Source organism: Halomonas sp. 1513, from assembly GCA_001971685.1.
Taxonomy (GTDB): Bacteria; Pseudomonadota; Gammaproteobacteria; order Pseudomonadales; family Halomonadaceae; genus Franzmannia.
Map to the genome: position 1 here is coordinate 2,390,136 of CP019326.1, position 16,358 is coordinate 2,406,493.

At 65.9% G+C, this 16,358-nt stretch carries 14 protein-coding genes and 1 pseudogene; 7 read left to right on the forward strand and 8 right to left on the reverse strand.

Annotated features, from left to right (window positions below):
• From BWR19_10785 to BWR19_10795, 3 genes are all read right to left on the reverse strand, one after another.
• Complete coding sequence (locus BWR19_10785) at positions 1-1,008, reverse strand: arsenic-transporting ATPase (GenBank protein APX93374.1); 1,008 nt, start codon at positions 1,006-1,008, stop codon at positions 1-3.
• Positions 1,009-1,220: 212 nt separating this feature from the next.
• On the reverse strand, positions 1,221-1,523 hold the full coding sequence (locus tag BWR19_10790; GenBank protein APX93375.1) for a DNA helicase: 303 nt from the start codon (positions 1,521-1,523) through the stop codon (positions 1,221-1,223).
• 19 nt (positions 1,524-1,542) lie between these two features.
• Positions 1,543-3,219: a carbon starvation protein A gene (locus tag BWR19_10795; GenBank protein ID APX93376.1), complete on the reverse strand. Its 1,677-nt coding sequence runs from the start codon at positions 3,217-3,219 to the stop codon at positions 1,543-1,545.
• A 242-nt stretch (positions 3,220-3,461) separates the two neighbouring features.
• Here BWR19_10795 and BWR19_10800 point away from each other — a divergent pair, with 242 nt between their 5' ends.
• On the forward strand, positions 3,462-3,740 hold the full coding sequence (locus BWR19_10800) for a hypothetical protein (protein APX93377.1): 279 nt from the start codon (positions 3,462-3,464) through the stop codon (positions 3,738-3,740).
• A gap of 135 nt (positions 3,741-3,875) precedes the next feature.
• Here the strand turns inward: BWR19_10800 and BWR19_10805 are convergent, their stop codons facing one another.
• Positions 3,876-4,883 carry a 4-hydroxy-3-methylbut-2-enyl diphosphate reductase gene (locus BWR19_10805; GenBank protein APX93378.1) on the reverse strand — a complete coding sequence of 336 codons (1,008 nt, stop codon included), beginning with the start codon at positions 4,881-4,883 and terminating at the stop codon, positions 3,876-3,878.
• Positions 4,884-5,319: 436 nt separating this feature from the next.
• On the opposite strand from BWR19_10805, the gene BWR19_10810 reads away from it, so the two are divergent.
• On the forward strand, positions 5,320-6,378 hold the full coding sequence (locus BWR19_10810; GenBank protein ID APX93379.1) for a hypothetical protein: 1,059 nt from the start codon (positions 5,320-5,322) through the stop codon (positions 6,376-6,378).
• Between the two features lie 15 nt (positions 6,379-6,393).
• On the opposite strand, the gene BWR19_10815 is transcribed toward BWR19_10810, so the two are convergent.
• On the reverse strand, positions 6,394-7,074 hold the full coding sequence (locus BWR19_10815) for a glutathione S-transferase (GenBank protein APX93380.1): 681 nt from the start codon (positions 7,072-7,074) through the stop codon (positions 6,394-6,396).
• A gap of 127 nt (positions 7,075-7,201) precedes the next feature.
• Here BWR19_10815 and BWR19_10820 point away from each other — a divergent pair, with 127 nt between their 5' ends.
• From BWR19_10820 to BWR19_10835, 4 genes and pseudogenes are all read left to right on the forward strand, one after another.
• On the forward strand, positions 7,202-7,573 hold the full coding sequence (locus BWR19_10820; GenBank protein APX93381.1) for a two-component system response regulator: 372 nt from the start codon (positions 7,202-7,204) through the stop codon (positions 7,571-7,573).
• On the forward strand, positions 7,573-9,660 hold the full coding sequence (locus BWR19_10825) for a DNA polymerase III subunit epsilon (GenBank protein ID APX93382.1): 2,088 nt from the start codon (positions 7,573-7,575) through the stop codon (positions 9,658-9,660). The genes BWR19_10820 and BWR19_10825 overlap by 1 nt, the downstream gene beginning before the upstream one ends.
• Positions 9,657-9,848, forward strand: a pseudogene (locus BWR19_10830) (hypothetical protein). Before BWR19_10825 ends, BWR19_10830 begins: the two are co-directional and overlap by 4 nt.
• 68 nt (positions 9,849-9,916) lie before the next feature.
• Positions 9,917-12,658: a histidine kinase gene (locus BWR19_10835; protein ID APX93383.1), complete on the forward strand. Its 2,742-nt coding sequence runs from the start codon at positions 9,917-9,919 to the stop codon at positions 12,656-12,658.
• On the opposite strand, the gene BWR19_10840 is transcribed toward BWR19_10835, so the two are convergent.
• The 3 genes from BWR19_10840 to BWR19_10850 all read right to left on the reverse strand — a co-directional run bounded on the left by BWR19_10840 (position 12,655) and on the right by BWR19_10850 (position 15,464).
• On the reverse strand, positions 12,655-13,788 hold the full coding sequence (locus tag BWR19_10840; GenBank protein ID APX93384.1) for a signal transduction protein: 1,134 nt from the start codon (positions 13,786-13,788) through the stop codon (positions 12,655-12,657). The two genes, BWR19_10835 and BWR19_10840, sit on opposite strands and share 4 nt — an antisense overlap.
• A 139-nt stretch (positions 13,789-13,927) precedes the next feature.
• Entirely contained in the window at positions 13,928-14,218 is a 291-nt protein-coding gene (locus BWR19_10845; GenBank protein APX93385.1) for a hypothetical protein, read from the reverse strand.
• 25 nt (positions 14,219-14,243) lie between these two features.
• A complete protein-coding gene (locus BWR19_10850) occupies positions 14,244-15,464 on the reverse strand; it encodes an argininosuccinate synthase (GenBank protein ID APX93386.1) in 1,221 nt (406 codons plus the stop codon).
• Between the two features lie 164 nt (positions 15,465-15,628).
• Between BWR19_10850 and BWR19_10855 the strand changes: the two genes are divergently transcribed.
• Positions 15,629-16,294, forward strand: coding sequence for a ribonuclease T (locus tag BWR19_10855; GenBank protein APX93387.1), 666 nt, complete (start codon positions 15,629-15,631; stop codon positions 16,292-16,294).
• Positions 16,295-16,358 lie beyond the last annotated feature (64 nt).

The following is a 16,358-nucleotide window of genomic DNA, read 5'->3' on the forward strand; positions in this document are numbered from 1 at the left end:
CTAGAAGCCCAGCGATTCGAGCCGGTCGGCCAGGTCATCGAGGATCTCGATGCCCTGCACGTCGGTGGGTAGCCACGGCAGGTGCGGCCTGGGCAGGTGGCTGAAGGCCTGGTCGATGCTGGTCAGGTAGACCGACTCCTGAGCACGCCGCGCGCGCAGGAAGTCACCGTCGGCATCCTCGGGAATCACCCGGTTGACCAGGGTCCCGGCGACCGGAATCTTGACCGCCTCCAGCGCCTCGACGGCGCGCGCGGTCTCGAGGATCGGCAGCCGCTCCGGGGTCATCACGAACAGGAAGTTGCTCTGCTCGGGATCTTCGATGCGCCGACGCGCCTGATGGAACAGCCGCCGACGATTGAGCAGGGTCTGCGCCACGTCGCGGGTGCGTTCATCGAGATCACTGAAGGCGTCCTCCTGGGGATCATCGAAGGGCGTGGCCACGTCGCGGCCACGCTTGGGGGTCAGGTGCTTGAGCACCTTGCCAAGCTCCTCGGACTTGCGATTGTGCGCCAGCAGTCCATCGGTCCACGCCGCCATCGCCTCGGGCAGCGTCAGCAGTCGCAGGGTGTGGCCGGTGGGCGCGGTATCGAAGATGATCAGGTCGTAGGGGAGCTGGTCGTCGGTCATCAGCCGCGCCAGGCGCTCGAGCAGCGCCGCCTCCTGGGTGCCCGGCGACTGTCGGGTCAGGCGCATCTGGCGCTCGAGCTCCTTCATCATCTCCGGCGCGGCGTAGCGGCGCATCTGCTCGGTGACTCGCGCCAGGTGGGCCTCGACCTCGATATCGGGGTCGATCTCCATGGCGTCGAGGTTGGGCAGCAGGCGCCGTGGCGTATCGCTCAGCTCGCGGTCGAAGACATCGCCGAGGCTGTGTGCCGGGTCGGTCGAGACCACCAGCACGCGCCGTTCGCGACGCGCGGCGAGCACCGCCAGCGAGGCGGCCACGGTGGTCTTGCCCACCCCGCCCTTGCCGCCTACCCATAGCAGACGTTTCTGCAATAAAGCTTTCATCGTGCACTTATCCCAATGTCGCGAAGCTATCGCCAAGGCCGGCGGCGAGGGGCGCCGGGGACAAGCCGAAGAGGGGGTTCTAGACCAGGGATGGTCCAGGTAGCCCCCAGGGAGGGGTTCATGGCGCCCCCTCGAAGGCTTGTCGACGGATCAGCCTCGAGCACTCCCCCAAGCGAGGACCATGGCTCACTTTCGTGTGGAAACCGTCTGCGCTAGCAGCATCTGAAATGATCCAGCGGCGAGCGTTCCATCCCCATGCGTGTGTGCCAGTCATGGAAACGTTCGAGCAGCAGCGGCTGGAGTTCGAGGGTGTAGTAGGCGGCCGGATTGGGCACCCCCATCATCTCGGAGAACACCAGCAGCATGAACAGGTCGTCCTCGTCGCGGCGGGCCCGGGCAATCGCCCCGCGATAGCGCGAGGAGTAGACCTCCTCGGCGAAGAAACGGGCCTGGCTCAGCCAGGCCCGTACTCTTTCGCGACGAGGATCATGACCGCTGTCATGATCGTCGTGCATACATCGCTCCTAGGTAACGTCAGTCACCCTGTTCGGCCATTTCCGCGCGGGTGCGCTTGAGCGCCGCCGCACACTCCATGGCCACCATGATCGCGGCAATCAACACCACGATATCCAGGAACAGCAGGAAGTAGTTACCGTCGTTGAAGAAGGTGCGCAGCTGGATGAGCAGCGCGGCGATGGTCATCACCAGCAGGAAGCACAGCGGCACCAGGGTGTACCACATGGGACGACGCAGGCGCACCAGCATCACCGTGATCACCAGCAGGGTCAGACCCGCCAGCAACTGGTTGGTGGTGCCGAACAGCGGCCAGATGATCATGCCGCCGGTACCGTCGGCGCCGCCGGCACCGAAGGCCAGCAGCAGGCAGCTACCCACCGCCAGCAGGGTGGCCGGGGCCGACTTCTTCATCCACGGCTGGTTATAGATATCGCCCCACTCCTGGAAAATATAGCGTTGCAGGCGCAGGCCGGTATCCATGGTGGTGCCGGCGAACAGCGCCGCCATGACCGTCAGCAGGGTCGCTGCGGTGGCTTCCGGCAGGCCCAGGCCGTTGTGGATCATGAAGGCACCGCCCTCGACGAAGGCATTCACGCCACCGGCCCCGAAGGCGGTGTACATGGCTTGCCAATCTGCCAGGCTGGCGAAACCGGCCGTCGCGGCGAGGATCGCGGCCAGGGCCAGCATGCCTTCACCGACGGCACCGAAGTAGCCGACGAAGCGCGCGTCGGTTTCCTTGTTGAGCTGCTTGGAAGTGGTGCCCGACGACACCAGGCCATGGAAGCCCGAGATGGCACCGCAGGCGATGGTCACGAACAGCAGCGGCAGCATCGATGGCGTTCCTGCCGGTACGTCGCTGTTGACCATGGGCGCCACAATGCTCGGGTTGAGCAGCACAATGGCGCCGTAGAGGATGATCAGACCGATGAACAGTTGCAGACCATTGATGTAGTCACGCGGCTGCAGCAGCACCCACACCGGCAGCAGCGAGGCGATGGCGGCATAGCCGAACAGGATCAGGATCCATACCGCGTTACCGGAGAAGCCGGCCACTTCGGCAGGCATCTGGATCGGCACCGACGGCCCAATGCCGATCAGCGCGTAAAGCGCCACGACGCCGATCACCGAGACCACCGGCAGGCTGAGAATCCGGCGGTAGATCAGCTGACCAATGATCAGTGCCACCAGGATCGCGCCCCACACCGGCACCACCGCGCTGGAGAAGTTCATCATCAGTCCGGCGATGACCACCGCGAACACCGCGTTGACCATCAGCAGCACCAGGAAGATCACGATCATGAAGATGCTGCGCGCACGGGTACCGACCACGTCGCCGGTGAGTGCACCCACCGACTTGGCCTTGTTGCGCACGCTGGCCCAGATGGCGCCGAAATCGTGCACCCCGGCGAAGAAGATGGTACCGAACACCACCCACAGGAAGGCCGGCAACCAGCCCCAGATCACCGCAATGGCCGGCCCCACGATGGGCGCAGCCCCGGCGACCGAGGTGAAGTGGTGGCCCCACAGGATAAAGCGATTGGTGGGCACGTAGTCGACACCGTCCTCGAACTCGTGGGCCGGCGTCTTGAAGTCAGGATCGAGGCGATAGATCTTCTCGGCGATGAACTTGGAGTACACGAAGTACCCCCCGGCCATCCCGGCAAGACCTAGCACCAGCAGAACGATTGCACTCATGAGAGAGGCTCCTTGCGCTGGGAAAACACCACGCGGCGATTTTCCATCGTTTCATTTTTTATCGGGCAACTGCTCGTCGAGCCAATAATGGCGCCTGAAAATCGATAAATCTATTACGCACAAGGCATTTTTGTGCAAATTACATCGAAGGTCGAAAGGCAACCGGCGCCGCGCGGCGATAATCTGCCATCAGCACATCGTCCTCGGCGATGGCCCGCCATCATTGCGTAGAGGCTTACCCCATGGATGCATTCTGGCTGCCCCTGGCCATGTCCGCCGCCTTCGGGGCCTTCACCGGCTCGCTGTTCCGACTCAGCCGTCGCCCCGGCTATCAGCGCCCCTTCCTGTTTCCACTGGTCGGCCTGCTGGCCGGGATCACGGCGTTCTTCATCTATCGCATCCTGCTCGCGGTAACCGGCGCGCCGGTGTGGCTGATGCCGCTGCTGGTGGTCCTTCAGGTATGGCTGTGGCTGGGCCCGCTGGCACCGCGCTTTACCCAGGCCAACGGCGACAGCAAGTAGCCGGTAGCGGCTCGCCGGGAAGAATCCTCCGCGGTGCGCCGCTATGCGTGGCGTACGTGTCTGCTCGACAAGCTGCCCTGGAGCGCGGGGTGGTGAAGGATCCACCTTGGGTGGACACGACGAGTCCAACCTGCATCAGCTGCTAGCAATAACCTGTTGGCGCAGCTCATGCGGCATTGAGAACGTCACGGTTTCTTCGCGGCCTTGCAGTTCTATCGGTGCCGCGGCGCCGAGTGATGTCAGCCGCTCGATCACGCCTTTCACCAGCACCTCGGGCGCACTGGCCCCGGCGGTAACGCCGACGCTGTGCACGTGATCGAGCCAGCCGGCATCGATCTGCTCGGCGTTGTCGATCAAATAGGCTGGCGTACCCATGCTTTCGGAAAGCTCACGCAGGCGATTGGAATTGGAACTATTCGCACTGCCGACAACGAGTACCAAGTCGCTCTCGGCGGCCAGCTCGCGAACGGCATCTTGACGGTTCTGGGTGGCGTAGCAAATGTCATCCGTTCGCGGGCCACTGATCTCGGGGAATTTACCCCGCAGCGCGCTAATCACCTTGGCGGTATCGTCCATTGAGAGCGTGGTCTGGGTCACGAACGCCAGCCGCGTGGGATCTTCGACGTCCAGCTTGGCCGCGTCGTGTTCATCCTCGACGAGATAGATTCGCCCGCCGTAGGAGGTGTCGTAGCGCCCCAAGGTGCCTGCTACTTCCGGGTGCCCTTCATGACCAATCAGAATGCACTCCTGGCCGAGTTTGGCGTAGCGCAGCACTTCCATGTGAACCTTGGTGACCAGCGGGCAGGTAGCATCGAAGACTTTCAGCCCGCGCCGCTCGGCAGCCTGTTGCACCGCGCGAGAAACGCCGTGGGCGGAGAAAATCACGATGACGTCATCGGGCACTTCATCCAACTCTTCGACAAACACCGCGCCCCGCTGGCGTAGCGTTTCAACCACATAACGGTTGTGAACGACCTCATGGCGCACGTAGATGGGTGGGCCAAATACATCCAGGGCGCGATCGACGATATCGATTGCCCGGTTGACCCCGGCGCAAAAACCTCGCGGGTTGGCCAGTTTGATCTGCAGGTGAGGTTCGTTCGTCGTTTCCGAGAGCGCCTTAGAAGCTGTTTCAGAAGCCATGCTCGCGCCTCCGATGCCGAGGCATCGCTTGAAAGATTGAGAGTGCCACTACAAAACGGTAGATGTTCTGGTCGGCAATCCATTCTGACCCGGTAGCCCGTATCATGCTGAGCCTATCAGCAAACCGGTGAGCCATCGATAAGCTCGCCTACACTGATGCTCAACGCTCGGCCATCAACCGCAGGCAGTGGATCCGGGTGGTCCGGGCTGAGATCATTGGCAGGAACGACGCCTTGGCAGGCGGGTACCAATGGATCGGCGACACGGCTGGCATCCGCTAGTTGACGCGAAGCGCCTGGCCTCATGTTAGAGTAAGCGTGTACCTCGTTTATTGACCATGGCCTTTTCGCGCCCATCCCCAGCGATCGGACGCATTCAATATGATCTGGCTTGAGCAGGACACAGACCTGCTCCCGACATCGGAGATGACGCTGCTATGAGGCCTGCCTCGCTCGCCCTGCAGAACAAACTGCTGCCCGGTGTCTCGCGGACCTTTGCCCTGACCATTCCACAGTTACCGGCCCCCCTGCGCCCGGCGATCACAAATGCCTATCTCCTGTGTCGTATTGCCGACACGGTGGAAGATAGCACCGCCATGGCGGCCGACGAGAAAGACGCCCACTACCGGCGCCTGCTGGCTGGGCTGAATGATGCCGGCGCCGCCCAAGCGTTCTCCGAGGCACTGCTCGGCACCGAACTGGTACAGGACCCGCTGGAACAGGAGCTCATCGTACAGACACCTGGCGTATTGCGCGCCTTCGGCGAACTACCAGCCACTCAACAGGCGGCGTTACACGACTGCGTCACCACCATGTGCCGCGGCATGGCAGACTTCGAACGCCTGAAGAACCCGCATGGCCTCGAAGACGGTAGCAGCCTGCGCGAGTACTGCTACGTGGCAGCTGGTTGCGTTGGCGAAATGCTGACCCGGCTGTTCGCAGACATCAATCCGTACATTCGCGATCAGCGTGACGAGCTTCTGCGTCTCTCATTGGCCTTCGGCCAGGGACTGCAGTTGACCAATATCCTGAAAGACGTCTGGGATGATCGCCAGCGCAGCATCTGCTGGCTGCCGCGAGATGTTTTCGACGCACGTGGCGTCGACCTGAGCACTACACCTGACTGGCAGGATCATGCCGGCTATCGCGACGGCATCCGCTTTCTGGTGGCCGTCGCTCATCATCATCTGCGCTTGGCGCAAGACTACACGCTGCGCATTCCGGCCTCTGAGGTGGGGATTCGGCGATTCTGCAGCTGGTCGATCGGCATGGCGCTCTCAACGCTGCGCAACATTGCCAACAATCCAGGTTACACGACCAGCGAGCAGGTCAAGATCTCGCGGCGCCGGCTGCGTGTCATCGTCGCCACGAACAACCTCTCGGTAGGCAGCGACCTGCTGCTACGCGGCGTTTTTCGACTCAGCCGCTATGGATTACCCAGCGTCCAGGAACAGCAGGTCGGCCTTCTGCAGGCAGGCTATCAAGGGCGCGCTTGATAAAACGCAGACTCCTCAGTCTCCCGGCGACGAAAACTCGCCGATCTGCGCCACCGTGCGCTGATAGGCGGGGCGCTCGCGGATCCTCGCCAGGGCTGCCTTGATTGCCGGGTAGCGGTCCAGGCCGTGGCGCATTTCGGCGGCCAGCAGCGGAAAGCTCATCTGGATATCCGCGGCGCTGAACGTCTCGCCGGCAAACCAGCTCGAGCGTGTAAGCTCGCTCTCCCATAGCGCCAGCAGGTCCTCGATCTGGGGGGCTAAAAACTTCTGCTGCACGCCCTGCCCCAACAGCTTGCCGATCGGCCGTATCAGGGCCGGCACCGGCGGCTTGCCGAGCATCGAGAAGACCAGGCTCATCACCAGAGGCGGCATCGCCGAGCCTTCGGCATGGTGTAGCCAGAACCGGTAGCGCAGCCGCTCATCGCTACCCATCGCCGGCACCAGGTCACTGCCGTCGAAGCGCTCCACCAGGTACTCGATGATCGCCCCCGATTCGGCGATCACGCGGCCGTCATGGGCCTCGTCGCTGATCACCGGCGACTTGCCCAGCGGATGCACCTGCTTGAGCGATGCCGGCGCCAACAGCGTCTTGGGATCACGGCGATAGGTGACGATCTGGTACTCGGCACCGAGCTCCTCGAGCAGCCAGACCACCCGCTGCGAACGCGAGTTTTCCAGGTGGTGAACCTTGATCATCGAGCGCTCCGTGTCGATGGAATGGAGCTTAACCCTATCACCTCCTGCCAAGGTCGTCTTTCCCCTCCCTGCGCCCCGCCACTAGACTGCAGTCAACGCATACGCCATCGCAGAAGGGAGAGCCGCCATGGCCAAGGTACTGGTGGTGGACGATGAACCCAATATCGTCCTGTCACTGGAGTTTCTGATGCAGCAGGCAGGCTTCGACGTGGTCACCGCCGAAGACGGTGAAAGCGCCCTGGACAGCATCGCCGACGGCGCTCCCGACCTGATCCTGCTGGATATCAGCCTGCCCGGCATCAGCGGCTTCGACGTACTCGAGCAGCTCCGTGCCGACCCCGCCCATGCCAACTTGCCGATCATCATGCTGACCGCCCACGGGCGCGAAGTGGAGCGTGAAAAGGGCCTGGCACTGGGTGCCGACGACTACATCACCAAGCCATTTTCCACCCAGGCGCTGGTCGACAAGGTACAGGGCCTGCTCGGCGAGGCAGGCTGATGGCACCGCGCCCCGCCCGCGGCCACCTGCCCCGCCGCCAGCGCCTGGTGGGCATCTGGCTGCTGATCAGTGGACTGGCCTTCTTCAGCGGCGCCCTGCTGGCACTGTGGCTGGATGCCGAGCTGGCCCCCAGCGGCGTGCAGCGAGGAGCGCTGTGGGCCGGCAGCCTGGGCGGCGGGGTACTGATCCTGCTGCTTGGGCTGGTGCTCGAGCGGCGCCTGTTCACCCCGCTGCGCCATCTGCAGGTGCAGATGGCACGCCTGGCAGCCAACCCCGACGCCCGCGACGACTACCCCCCGGAAGGCTGGCTCAAGGGGCTCGGCCCCGACCTGGCGCGACTGCGGGAGGGCTGGCGCCAGGATCGTCAGCAGTTGGCCACCGCCCATACCGAGGGCGCGCGCAGTGCAGCACGCATCCGCCTCGAGCTGGAGTCGCTGCTGCAGGTGCTGGAAACACCGCTACTGCTGTGCGACCAGCACCGCCGCATCCTGCTGTTCAATCACGCCGCCGAGACGCTGTTCGACGGCCACCCCGGGCTGGGTCTTGGCAAGCGCCTGGAAGGCCTGATCGGGGTCGCCAGCCTGCAGGACGCCCTGGCCAGACTGCCCGACGACGGCGCCCCCCGCGAACTGCTGGTACCCAGCGACGAGCGCTGGCTGCGCTGCCTGCTCAAGCGCGTGCCCCAGAGCCAGGGCGAGACCCTGATCACCCTGACCGACACCACCGCCAGCCTCACCGACGAGAGCCACACCCGCGCCGCCCTCGGCGAACTGCTGCCCGCGCTGCGCCGTCACGGGGCAGGACTTGCCAGCGCCGCCGAGACCCTGTCACGGCTCGATGCCGACCAACCGGCCAGCGATGCCCACCCGCTGCGCGCGCGCATCACCGCCGCCATCGACGAGGAGAGCCGCGCCCTGACCGCCGAGCTCGAGCGCCTCGGCCAGCGTATCGACGACCTGCAGCAGCAGGGCGAGCGCCTGGTGCCGCTGTGGTCCAACGACCTCTGGCAGTCGCTCAACGAGCGCCTCGACCACCTGCCCGACCTGCCCCGCGTCACCGCGATCGGCATGCCCGCCTGGTTCAAGGGCGATGCCCCGGCGCTGCTGGCGCTGCTCGAGGCGCTGCTCGAGCGGCTCCATCAAGCCACCGGCCGCCACGCCCTGGAGGGCGAACTGTGCCTGGGCAACAGGCGCGTCTATCTCGATCTGATCTGGCGCGGCGCGCCGCTGCCCCAGCGCACCCTGGCCGAGTGGCACGCCCAGCGTCTCGAGAGCCTGCCGTTGGCACCCAGCATCGGCGAGCTGCTCCTGCAGCACGGCAGCGATGCCTGGAGCCTGGCCGATCCGGACGGCGAGCACGCCCGCCTGCGCCTGCCGCTGCCCGCCGTCGAGCGGGTCGGCGCCCCCGCCGCCCACAAGGCGCCGCGCCCCGAGTTCCATGACTTCGGCATCGCCGACCTGCCGCCGCCGGACGCCGAACTGGCCGCCTGCTCGCTGCGCGCGCTGGAGATCGTCGCCTTCGACACCGAGACCACTGGCCTCGAGCTGCGCCGCGGCGATACGGTGATCAGTCTCGGCGCCTGTCGCGTCGTAAACGCCCGACTGCTGGCCGATGACACCTTCGATATGCGCGTCGATCCAGGGCGCCCTATCCCGCCCGCCAGCACCGTGATTCACGGCCTGCGCGACGCCGACGTGGCCGGCGCCCCGCCGCTGCACCTGGTGCTGCCGCGCTTTCGTCGCTACGTCGGCGAGGCGGTGCTGCTGGCCCACAACGCCGCCTTCGACCTGCTGGCGATTCAGCCGCCGGGGGCCGGGGTCGACTTCCAACTGCCGGTACTCGACACCCTGCTGCTGTCACGCGCGCTGGACCCCAGCCTCGACGGCCACGACCTCGACAGCCTGGCCGATCGCTTCGACCTCAGCGTGCCCGAGGGCGCCCGGCATACCGCGCTGGGTGATGCCCGCCTCACCGCCGAGCTGTGGCTGGCACTGCTGCCGCGCCTGGAGGCACGCGGCGTGATCACCCTGCAGGAGGCACTGACCCTGCAGGCCGGCGCTTTCGATCGTGAGGACGCCAGCGCATGAAGACGCCGCGGCTCGGTGAGCGGCTGATCGCGCTGATCGGCGTGGCGCTGGTGCTGTTCAGCCCGCCACTGATCCTGATTGCCGACCGCCCCACCGCCAACGGCCTATCATGGCTGGCACTCTATCTGTTCGTGGCCTGGGCACTGGTGATAGCGCTGGCCGCCTGGCTGCTCGAATATCGTCATGAGCCGCCGCCCCGCAGCGACGACGATGGCGACGCAGCAGCGCCCGCCGATGAGCCGCCGCGAGGCTCGCGGTGAGGACCGATCCGCTGGTACTGACGGTAGCCTTCGGCTATCTGGCGCTGCTGTTCGTGATCGCCGCCTGGGGCGACCGTCGCGCCGAGCAGGGCCGCTCGCTGATCGGCTCACCGACCATCTATGCACTGTCGATCGCCGTCTACTGCACCGCCTGGACCTTCTACGGCAGCGTCGGCCGCGCCGCCGAGTACGGCCCCAGCTTCCTGCTGATCTATCTGGGCCCGACCCTGGCGATGCTCGCCGCGCCGTTCCTGATCCGCAAGATGGTGCGCATTGCCCGCGCCCAGCGCATAACCTCCATCGCCGACTTCATCAGTGCCCGCTACGGCAAGAGCGGCAGCCTCGGCGCGCTGGTCACGCTGATCGCGCTGATCGGCATCACCCCCTATATCGCGCTGCAGCTCAAGGCCATCACCCTGAGCCATGCGGTGCTGGTCAACTACCCGGCGCCGCCGGAGCTGCGCCTCGCCGAAGAGAGCTTCTGGGTCGACAAATCGTTCTGGGTGGCGCTGGTGCTGGCGGTGTTCATCATCCTCTTCGGCACCCGCCACCTGGATGCCAGCGAGCGCCACGAGGGCATGGTCGCGGCCATCGCCTTCGAGTCGCTGGTCAAGCTGGTGGCGTTTCTGGCGGTGGGGATCTTTACCGTGTTCGTGCTGTTCCACGGCCCCGCCGACCTGTTCGCGCGCACCGCCGAGCATCCCGCGCTGGTCGATGCGCTGAGCCTCGACGCCGTGCCCGGCGGCGCGCTGGGCTGGGTGGGCACCCTGGCGCTGGCGTTCCTGGCCTTCCTCACCCTGCCGCGGCAGTTTCAGGTGCTGGTCGTGGAAAACGTCGACGAGCGCCATCTAAAGCGCGCCAGCTGGCTGTTTCCGCTCTACCTGCTGGCGATCAACCTGTTCGTGATTCCCATCGCCATGGCCGGCATGCTGCTCGGCAACGGCGCCAGCGACCCCGACAGCTTCGTACTCACCCTGCCGCTATCGGCGGGCCTCGAGGGGCTGCCGCTGCTGGTCTTCATCGGCGGGCTCTCGGCGGCCACCGGCATGGTCATCGTCGAGACCATCGCGCTCTCGACCATGGTCAGCAACCACCTGGTGATGCCGCTGCTACTGCGCTCCTCGCGCTTCCACCTGGGGTCGCGGGGCGAGCTCACCGGCTGGCTGCTGGGCATTCGCCGGGTCGCCATCGTGCTGATCCTGCTGCTCGGCTACCTCTACCATGCACTGGTCGGCGACTCCTACAGCCTGGTCACCATCGGCCTGGTGTCGTTCGCCGCCGCTTGCCAGTTCGCCCCGGCGCTGCTGATCGGCCTCTACTGGCGCGGTGCGACCCGCCTCGGCGCCACCGGCGGCCTGATCGCCGGTTTCCTGGTCTGGGTCTATACCCTGCTGCTGCCCGGCTTCGCCCAGTCCGGCTGGCTTGATCCGAGCTTCGTCGAGGCCGGTCCGCTGGGCATCGCCTGGCTACGCCCCTATGCGCTGTTCGGCCTCGAGAATGCCGATATCTACAGCCATTCACTGATGTGGAGCCTGTTGGCCAACGTCGGCGTGCTGGTGGGCGTCTCGCTGTTCACGCGGCAGAGCCGCCTCGAGCAGACTCAGGCGGCGCTGTTCACCGGGGCCCTGGATTCCGTCGTTAGCTATGCCAGCCTGTGGCAGGGCCAGACCACCCGCGGCGAGCTGGAAGCCCTGCTGGCGCGCTATCTCGGCGCTAGCGCCGCCACGCGGGTATTTGCCGGCCAACGCGACGACGGCGACCAGCAGGCGGTGCCCCCGGAAGTGATTGCCGGCGCCGAGCAGGCGCTGACCGGGGCGCTGGGTAGCGCCTCGGCGCGGGTGCTGATCAACTCGGTGGTGCGCGGCGAGGCGCTCGACCTGGAAGCGGTGCTGAGCATCCTCGACACCACCTCCCAGACCCTCGAGTACAACCGCCGCCTGGAGCAGAAATCGGAGGAGCTCGCCCGCATCGGCGAGGAGCTGCGCGCCGCCAACGAGCGGCTGCGCGAGCTCGACCGGCTCAAGGATGAGTTCGTCGCCATGGTCAGCCACGAGCTGCGCACGCCGCTGACCTCGATACGCGCCTTCGCCGAGATCCTGCGCGACGGCCAGGCGCTGCCCGACGACAAGCGCGCGCATTTCCTCGACGTGATGGTGCTCGAGAGCCAGCGCCTGTCGCGCCTGATCGAAGAGATCCTCGACCTGGCGCGCCTCGAGAGCGGGCGCTTGACCCTCAATCCCCAGCCGCTGGATCTCGCCGCGCTGGCCCAGCAGAGCGTGGCCGCCGTGCAGCGCGTGCAGGAGGAGCGCGGGGTAGCGCTGAGCGTCGACCTCGAGGCCGATGAAGCCTGGGTGATAGGCGACCCCGATCGCCTCGAGCAGGTGATCATCAACCTGCTCGACAACGCCAGCAAGTTCGCCGACGACCATGCCCCCCGGGTACGTCTGCACCTGTGGCGCCACCAGCAGCAGTGGCGCCTGGCGGTGGAGGACAACGGCCCCGGCATCAGCGCAGACGAACGCGAGCGGGTGTTCGAAAAATTCCACCAGATCAAGCAGCAGCACGACACCGGCAAGACCCGTGGCCGCCCCCGCGGCAGCGGCCTGGGCCTGCCCATCAGCCGCGGCATCGTCGCCCACCTCGGCGGGCGGCTATGGGTCGAGGACGCCCCTACCCTGGGCGGCGCCTGCCTGGTGATGGAGCTGGCGGAGGCGCCTGATGAACGCCTTGGCGATTAGCCGTGCCGAGACTGCGCGGTCTTGATCAGGCGCCGAATCTCCTGCAGGTCGTGGCGCAGCAGCAGGCGCTGGGCGTCGTCGAGCCGCGCCGTATCGACCCAGCCATCGGCGCTGCGACCGGCCGCCAGGCTGGCCAACTGGGCCTCCAGCACCAGGCCCTGCAGGCGCCCCAGGGCGTCGCCCAGCGCCGTGGCTCGGTTGGCATCCACCACCCCTGCCATCACCAGCTCGCCCAGCCGGCCGCGGGTGTCCGGTGCCCGACACCCCTGGCGCATGGCCAACAGCCGCACGGCGCCGCTGAGCGGCAGTAGCCCCTGGCGTTTCAGGTTGATGGCGCGCTCGTGGGGCGCGCCGTCATCGTCACCGGCCAGGCGCCCTAGGCGATCGAGGGCCACCGGCGTCTCGTCCAGCAAACTGGCCATCTCGTCGAGAAACAGCGCCGCCCGGGGCACCAGTGCCGCGACCCGTTCACGCAGCGCGTCGGCCAGCGCCGGATCACCGCTAACGGCATAAAAATCGAGCAGGATATTGGCCTGCTGCACACGCTTGACGCGGCGCTCAGCGGTCCAGATCTCCAGCTGCCGGCTCCACTCGCCAAGCCGCTTGCGCCACATCGGCCAGCGCGCCATGACATGGCCGTGACAGAGCGGAATGCCGGCCTCATCCAGCGCATCGGTCATGCGCTCGCCGAGCGCCTGGAAGTAACCATCGATCTCGGTATGCGCGCTGTCCGGGTAGTCCTCGACGATCATGGCGTTGTCCTGATCCGGCCCCAGCAGGCTCTCGTGGCGAGCCGCGGAGCCCAGCGTCACGACGCAGAACTGCGTCGGCGGCTCGCCCCAGCCTGCCGCGCGCATGGCATTGAGGCTGCGCTCGACGGCCTGGCGATAGAGCCAGTCGTTATGGTCGCTGAGCAGTTGGCTGATACGCCAGGCCGGCAGGTCGAGACGCTTTAGCGCCTCGACCAGCCGTGGCTGCCAGGCCTTGGCGTCGGCAAGGCTCGGCGTCGGCCCCAGCGCGGCCACGGCATCGGCCAACGGGGCCAGTAGCGGCGGCCAGCCGCTGGGGTCGGGAGGGGCGTCGCCGGCGAACAGCGCACGCCAGGATGAGGCACGATGCAGCAGGCGCATGGCAGGCTCCTTGGTGGCACCCCCAGTGTAACGCCCCACCCGGCAGCCGTGCGCTAAGCCAAAGGGCGCATAGGCACCCCACAACCGCGCGCGGCGCCCCGGAGGGCGCCGCACGGCAGTGTAACAGCCACTAGAGCGACTACTTGTCGAAGATGGCGTCACCCAGATCGTCGATGAAGCGCTGCGCCTTGCTGATCATCAGCGACTCGCAGGCCTCGCGCCCGGAGACCACGTCGGAGCGCTCGAAGCGGTGCTCGAGGGTCTCGCCGTCGGCGGCCGGCTTGCGGATCCAGCCGCTGACGCGGTACTGGCCGTCGCGATCCTGGGGGTCGGGAACGATCAGGTAGCCCTTGTACTCCACCGGCTCGGCCTCGGCGGCGGGCTTGTCGCCAGCGCCACCGAGCAGGCCGGATAACAGTTTCTTGAGCATTGGTAGCTCCTCGCTCGGCTGGCGATCAGTCCTGCTTGCGGCCCTTGCCGGCAGCGATGCGCAGGCGCAGGGCGTTGAGCTTGATGAAGCCTTCGGCGTCTTTCTGGTCGTAGGCCCCGGCGTCATCCTCGAAGGTGGCAATGGACTCGTCGAACAGCGACTGCTCGGACTTGCGGCCGACCACGGTGGCGCTGCCCTTGTAGAGCTTCATGCGCACCACGCCGCTGACGCTCTTCTGGGTCTCGTCGATGGCCGCCTGCAGCATGCGCCGCTCAGGGCTCCACCAGTAGCCGTTATAGATCACCTCAGCGTACTTGGGCATCAGCTCGTCCTTGAGGTGAGCTTCCTCGCGGTCGAGGGTCAGCGACTCGATGGCGCGATGGGCGCGCAGCATGATGGTGCCGCCGGGCGTCTCGTAGCAGCCGCGGGACTTCATGCCCACGTAGCGGTTCTCGACGATGTCGAGGCGCCCGATGCCGTTGTCGCCACCCAGCTTGTTGAGCTTCTCGAGCACCTCGTGAGGCTTCATCGCCTGGCCATCGATGGCCACGATGTCGCCCTTTTCATAGGTCAGCTCGACGTAGGTGGGCTGCTCCGGTGCCGCCTCGGGCGAGACGCTCCAGCGCCACATGTCCTCCTCGGCCTCGGCCCAGGGGTCCTCGAGGTTGCCGCCCTCGTAGGAGATATGCAGCAGGTTGGCATCCATGGAGTAGGGCGATTTCTTCTTCTTGGTAGAGAAATCCACCGGAATCTGGTGCTGCTCGCAGTAAGCCATCAGCTTCTCGCGGGAGTTGAGGTCCCACTCGCGCCACGGCGCGATCACCTTGACGCCAGGCTTGAGCGCATAGGCACCCAGCTCGAAGCGCACCTGGTCGTTGCCCTTGCCGGTGGCGCCATGAGAGATGGCGTCGGCGCCGGTCTGGTTGGCGATCTCGATCAGGCGGCGGGCGATCAGCGGCCGCGCGATGGAGGTGCCGAGCAGGTACTCGCCCTCGTAGATGGTGTTGGCACGGAACATCGGGTAGACGTAGTCGCGCACGAACTCCTCGCGCAGATCCTCGATGTAGATCTCCTTGACGCCCAGCGCCTGAGCCTTGGCGCGTGCCGGCTCGACTTCCTCGCCCTGACCGATGTCAGCCGTGAAGGTCACGACTTCGCAGTCGTAGGTTTCCTGCAACCACTTGACGATGACGGACGTGTCCAGGCCGCCGGAATAGGCGAGGACGACCTTCTTGACATCGGACATTCTGGGCTCCTTTAAATGAACGTCGAAACCGCACGATTATAGCGCTGATGGGCGGCCACGAATACCGCCGTGCCGCGGCAAAGGCCGGGCAAAGCTGTTAAACTTTTGCGCAGCCAGTAGCGGGTAACCGCCAGGGAATCAGTCAACCGGGTAGGGAGAGGTGCATGAGCGAGGCAATTGCCCGCGATCTGATGGCTAAGCGTTTTCGCAGTTTCCTGCCAGTAGTGGTGGATCTTGAAACCGGTGGTTTCAATGCTCAGGGCGACGCGATCCTCGAGATCGCCGCAGTGACGCTGGCCATGAACGCGGATGGCATCCTCGTCCCGGAAGCCACCTACGCCTACCACATCACGCCCTTCGCGGGCGCCAACGTCGAACAGTCGGCGCTGGACTTCACCGGCATCAAGCTCGACGACCCGCTGCGCCAGAAGGTCGCCCTGAGCGAAGCGGAAGCCCTGGGCGAGATTTTCCGTCCGGTGCGCAAGGCGATAAAGGCCAACGGCTGCACCCGTGCGGTGCTGGTTGGCCACAATGCCGCCTTCGACCACGGTTTCCTCAACGCCGCCGTGGCGCGCTGCGGCATCAAGCGTAACCCCTTCCATCCCTTCTCGAGCTTCGACACCGCGTCGCTGGCCGGTCTCGTCTATGGCCAGACGGTACTGGCCCGCGCCTGCCGCGCCGCGGGTATCGAGTTCGACAATTCATCGGCCCACTCGGCGCGCTACGACACCGAACGTACCGCCGAGCTGTTCTGCGCCATGGTCAACCGCTACAAGGACCTCGGCGGCTGGCATCTCGCCCAGCGCGAACAGGGGATGGAGGAGGACTAGCGCCGAGCGCCGCTGGATGATGCCATTTGCTGTGCCAGTATCAATCAAAGGCCTCGCTGGACGT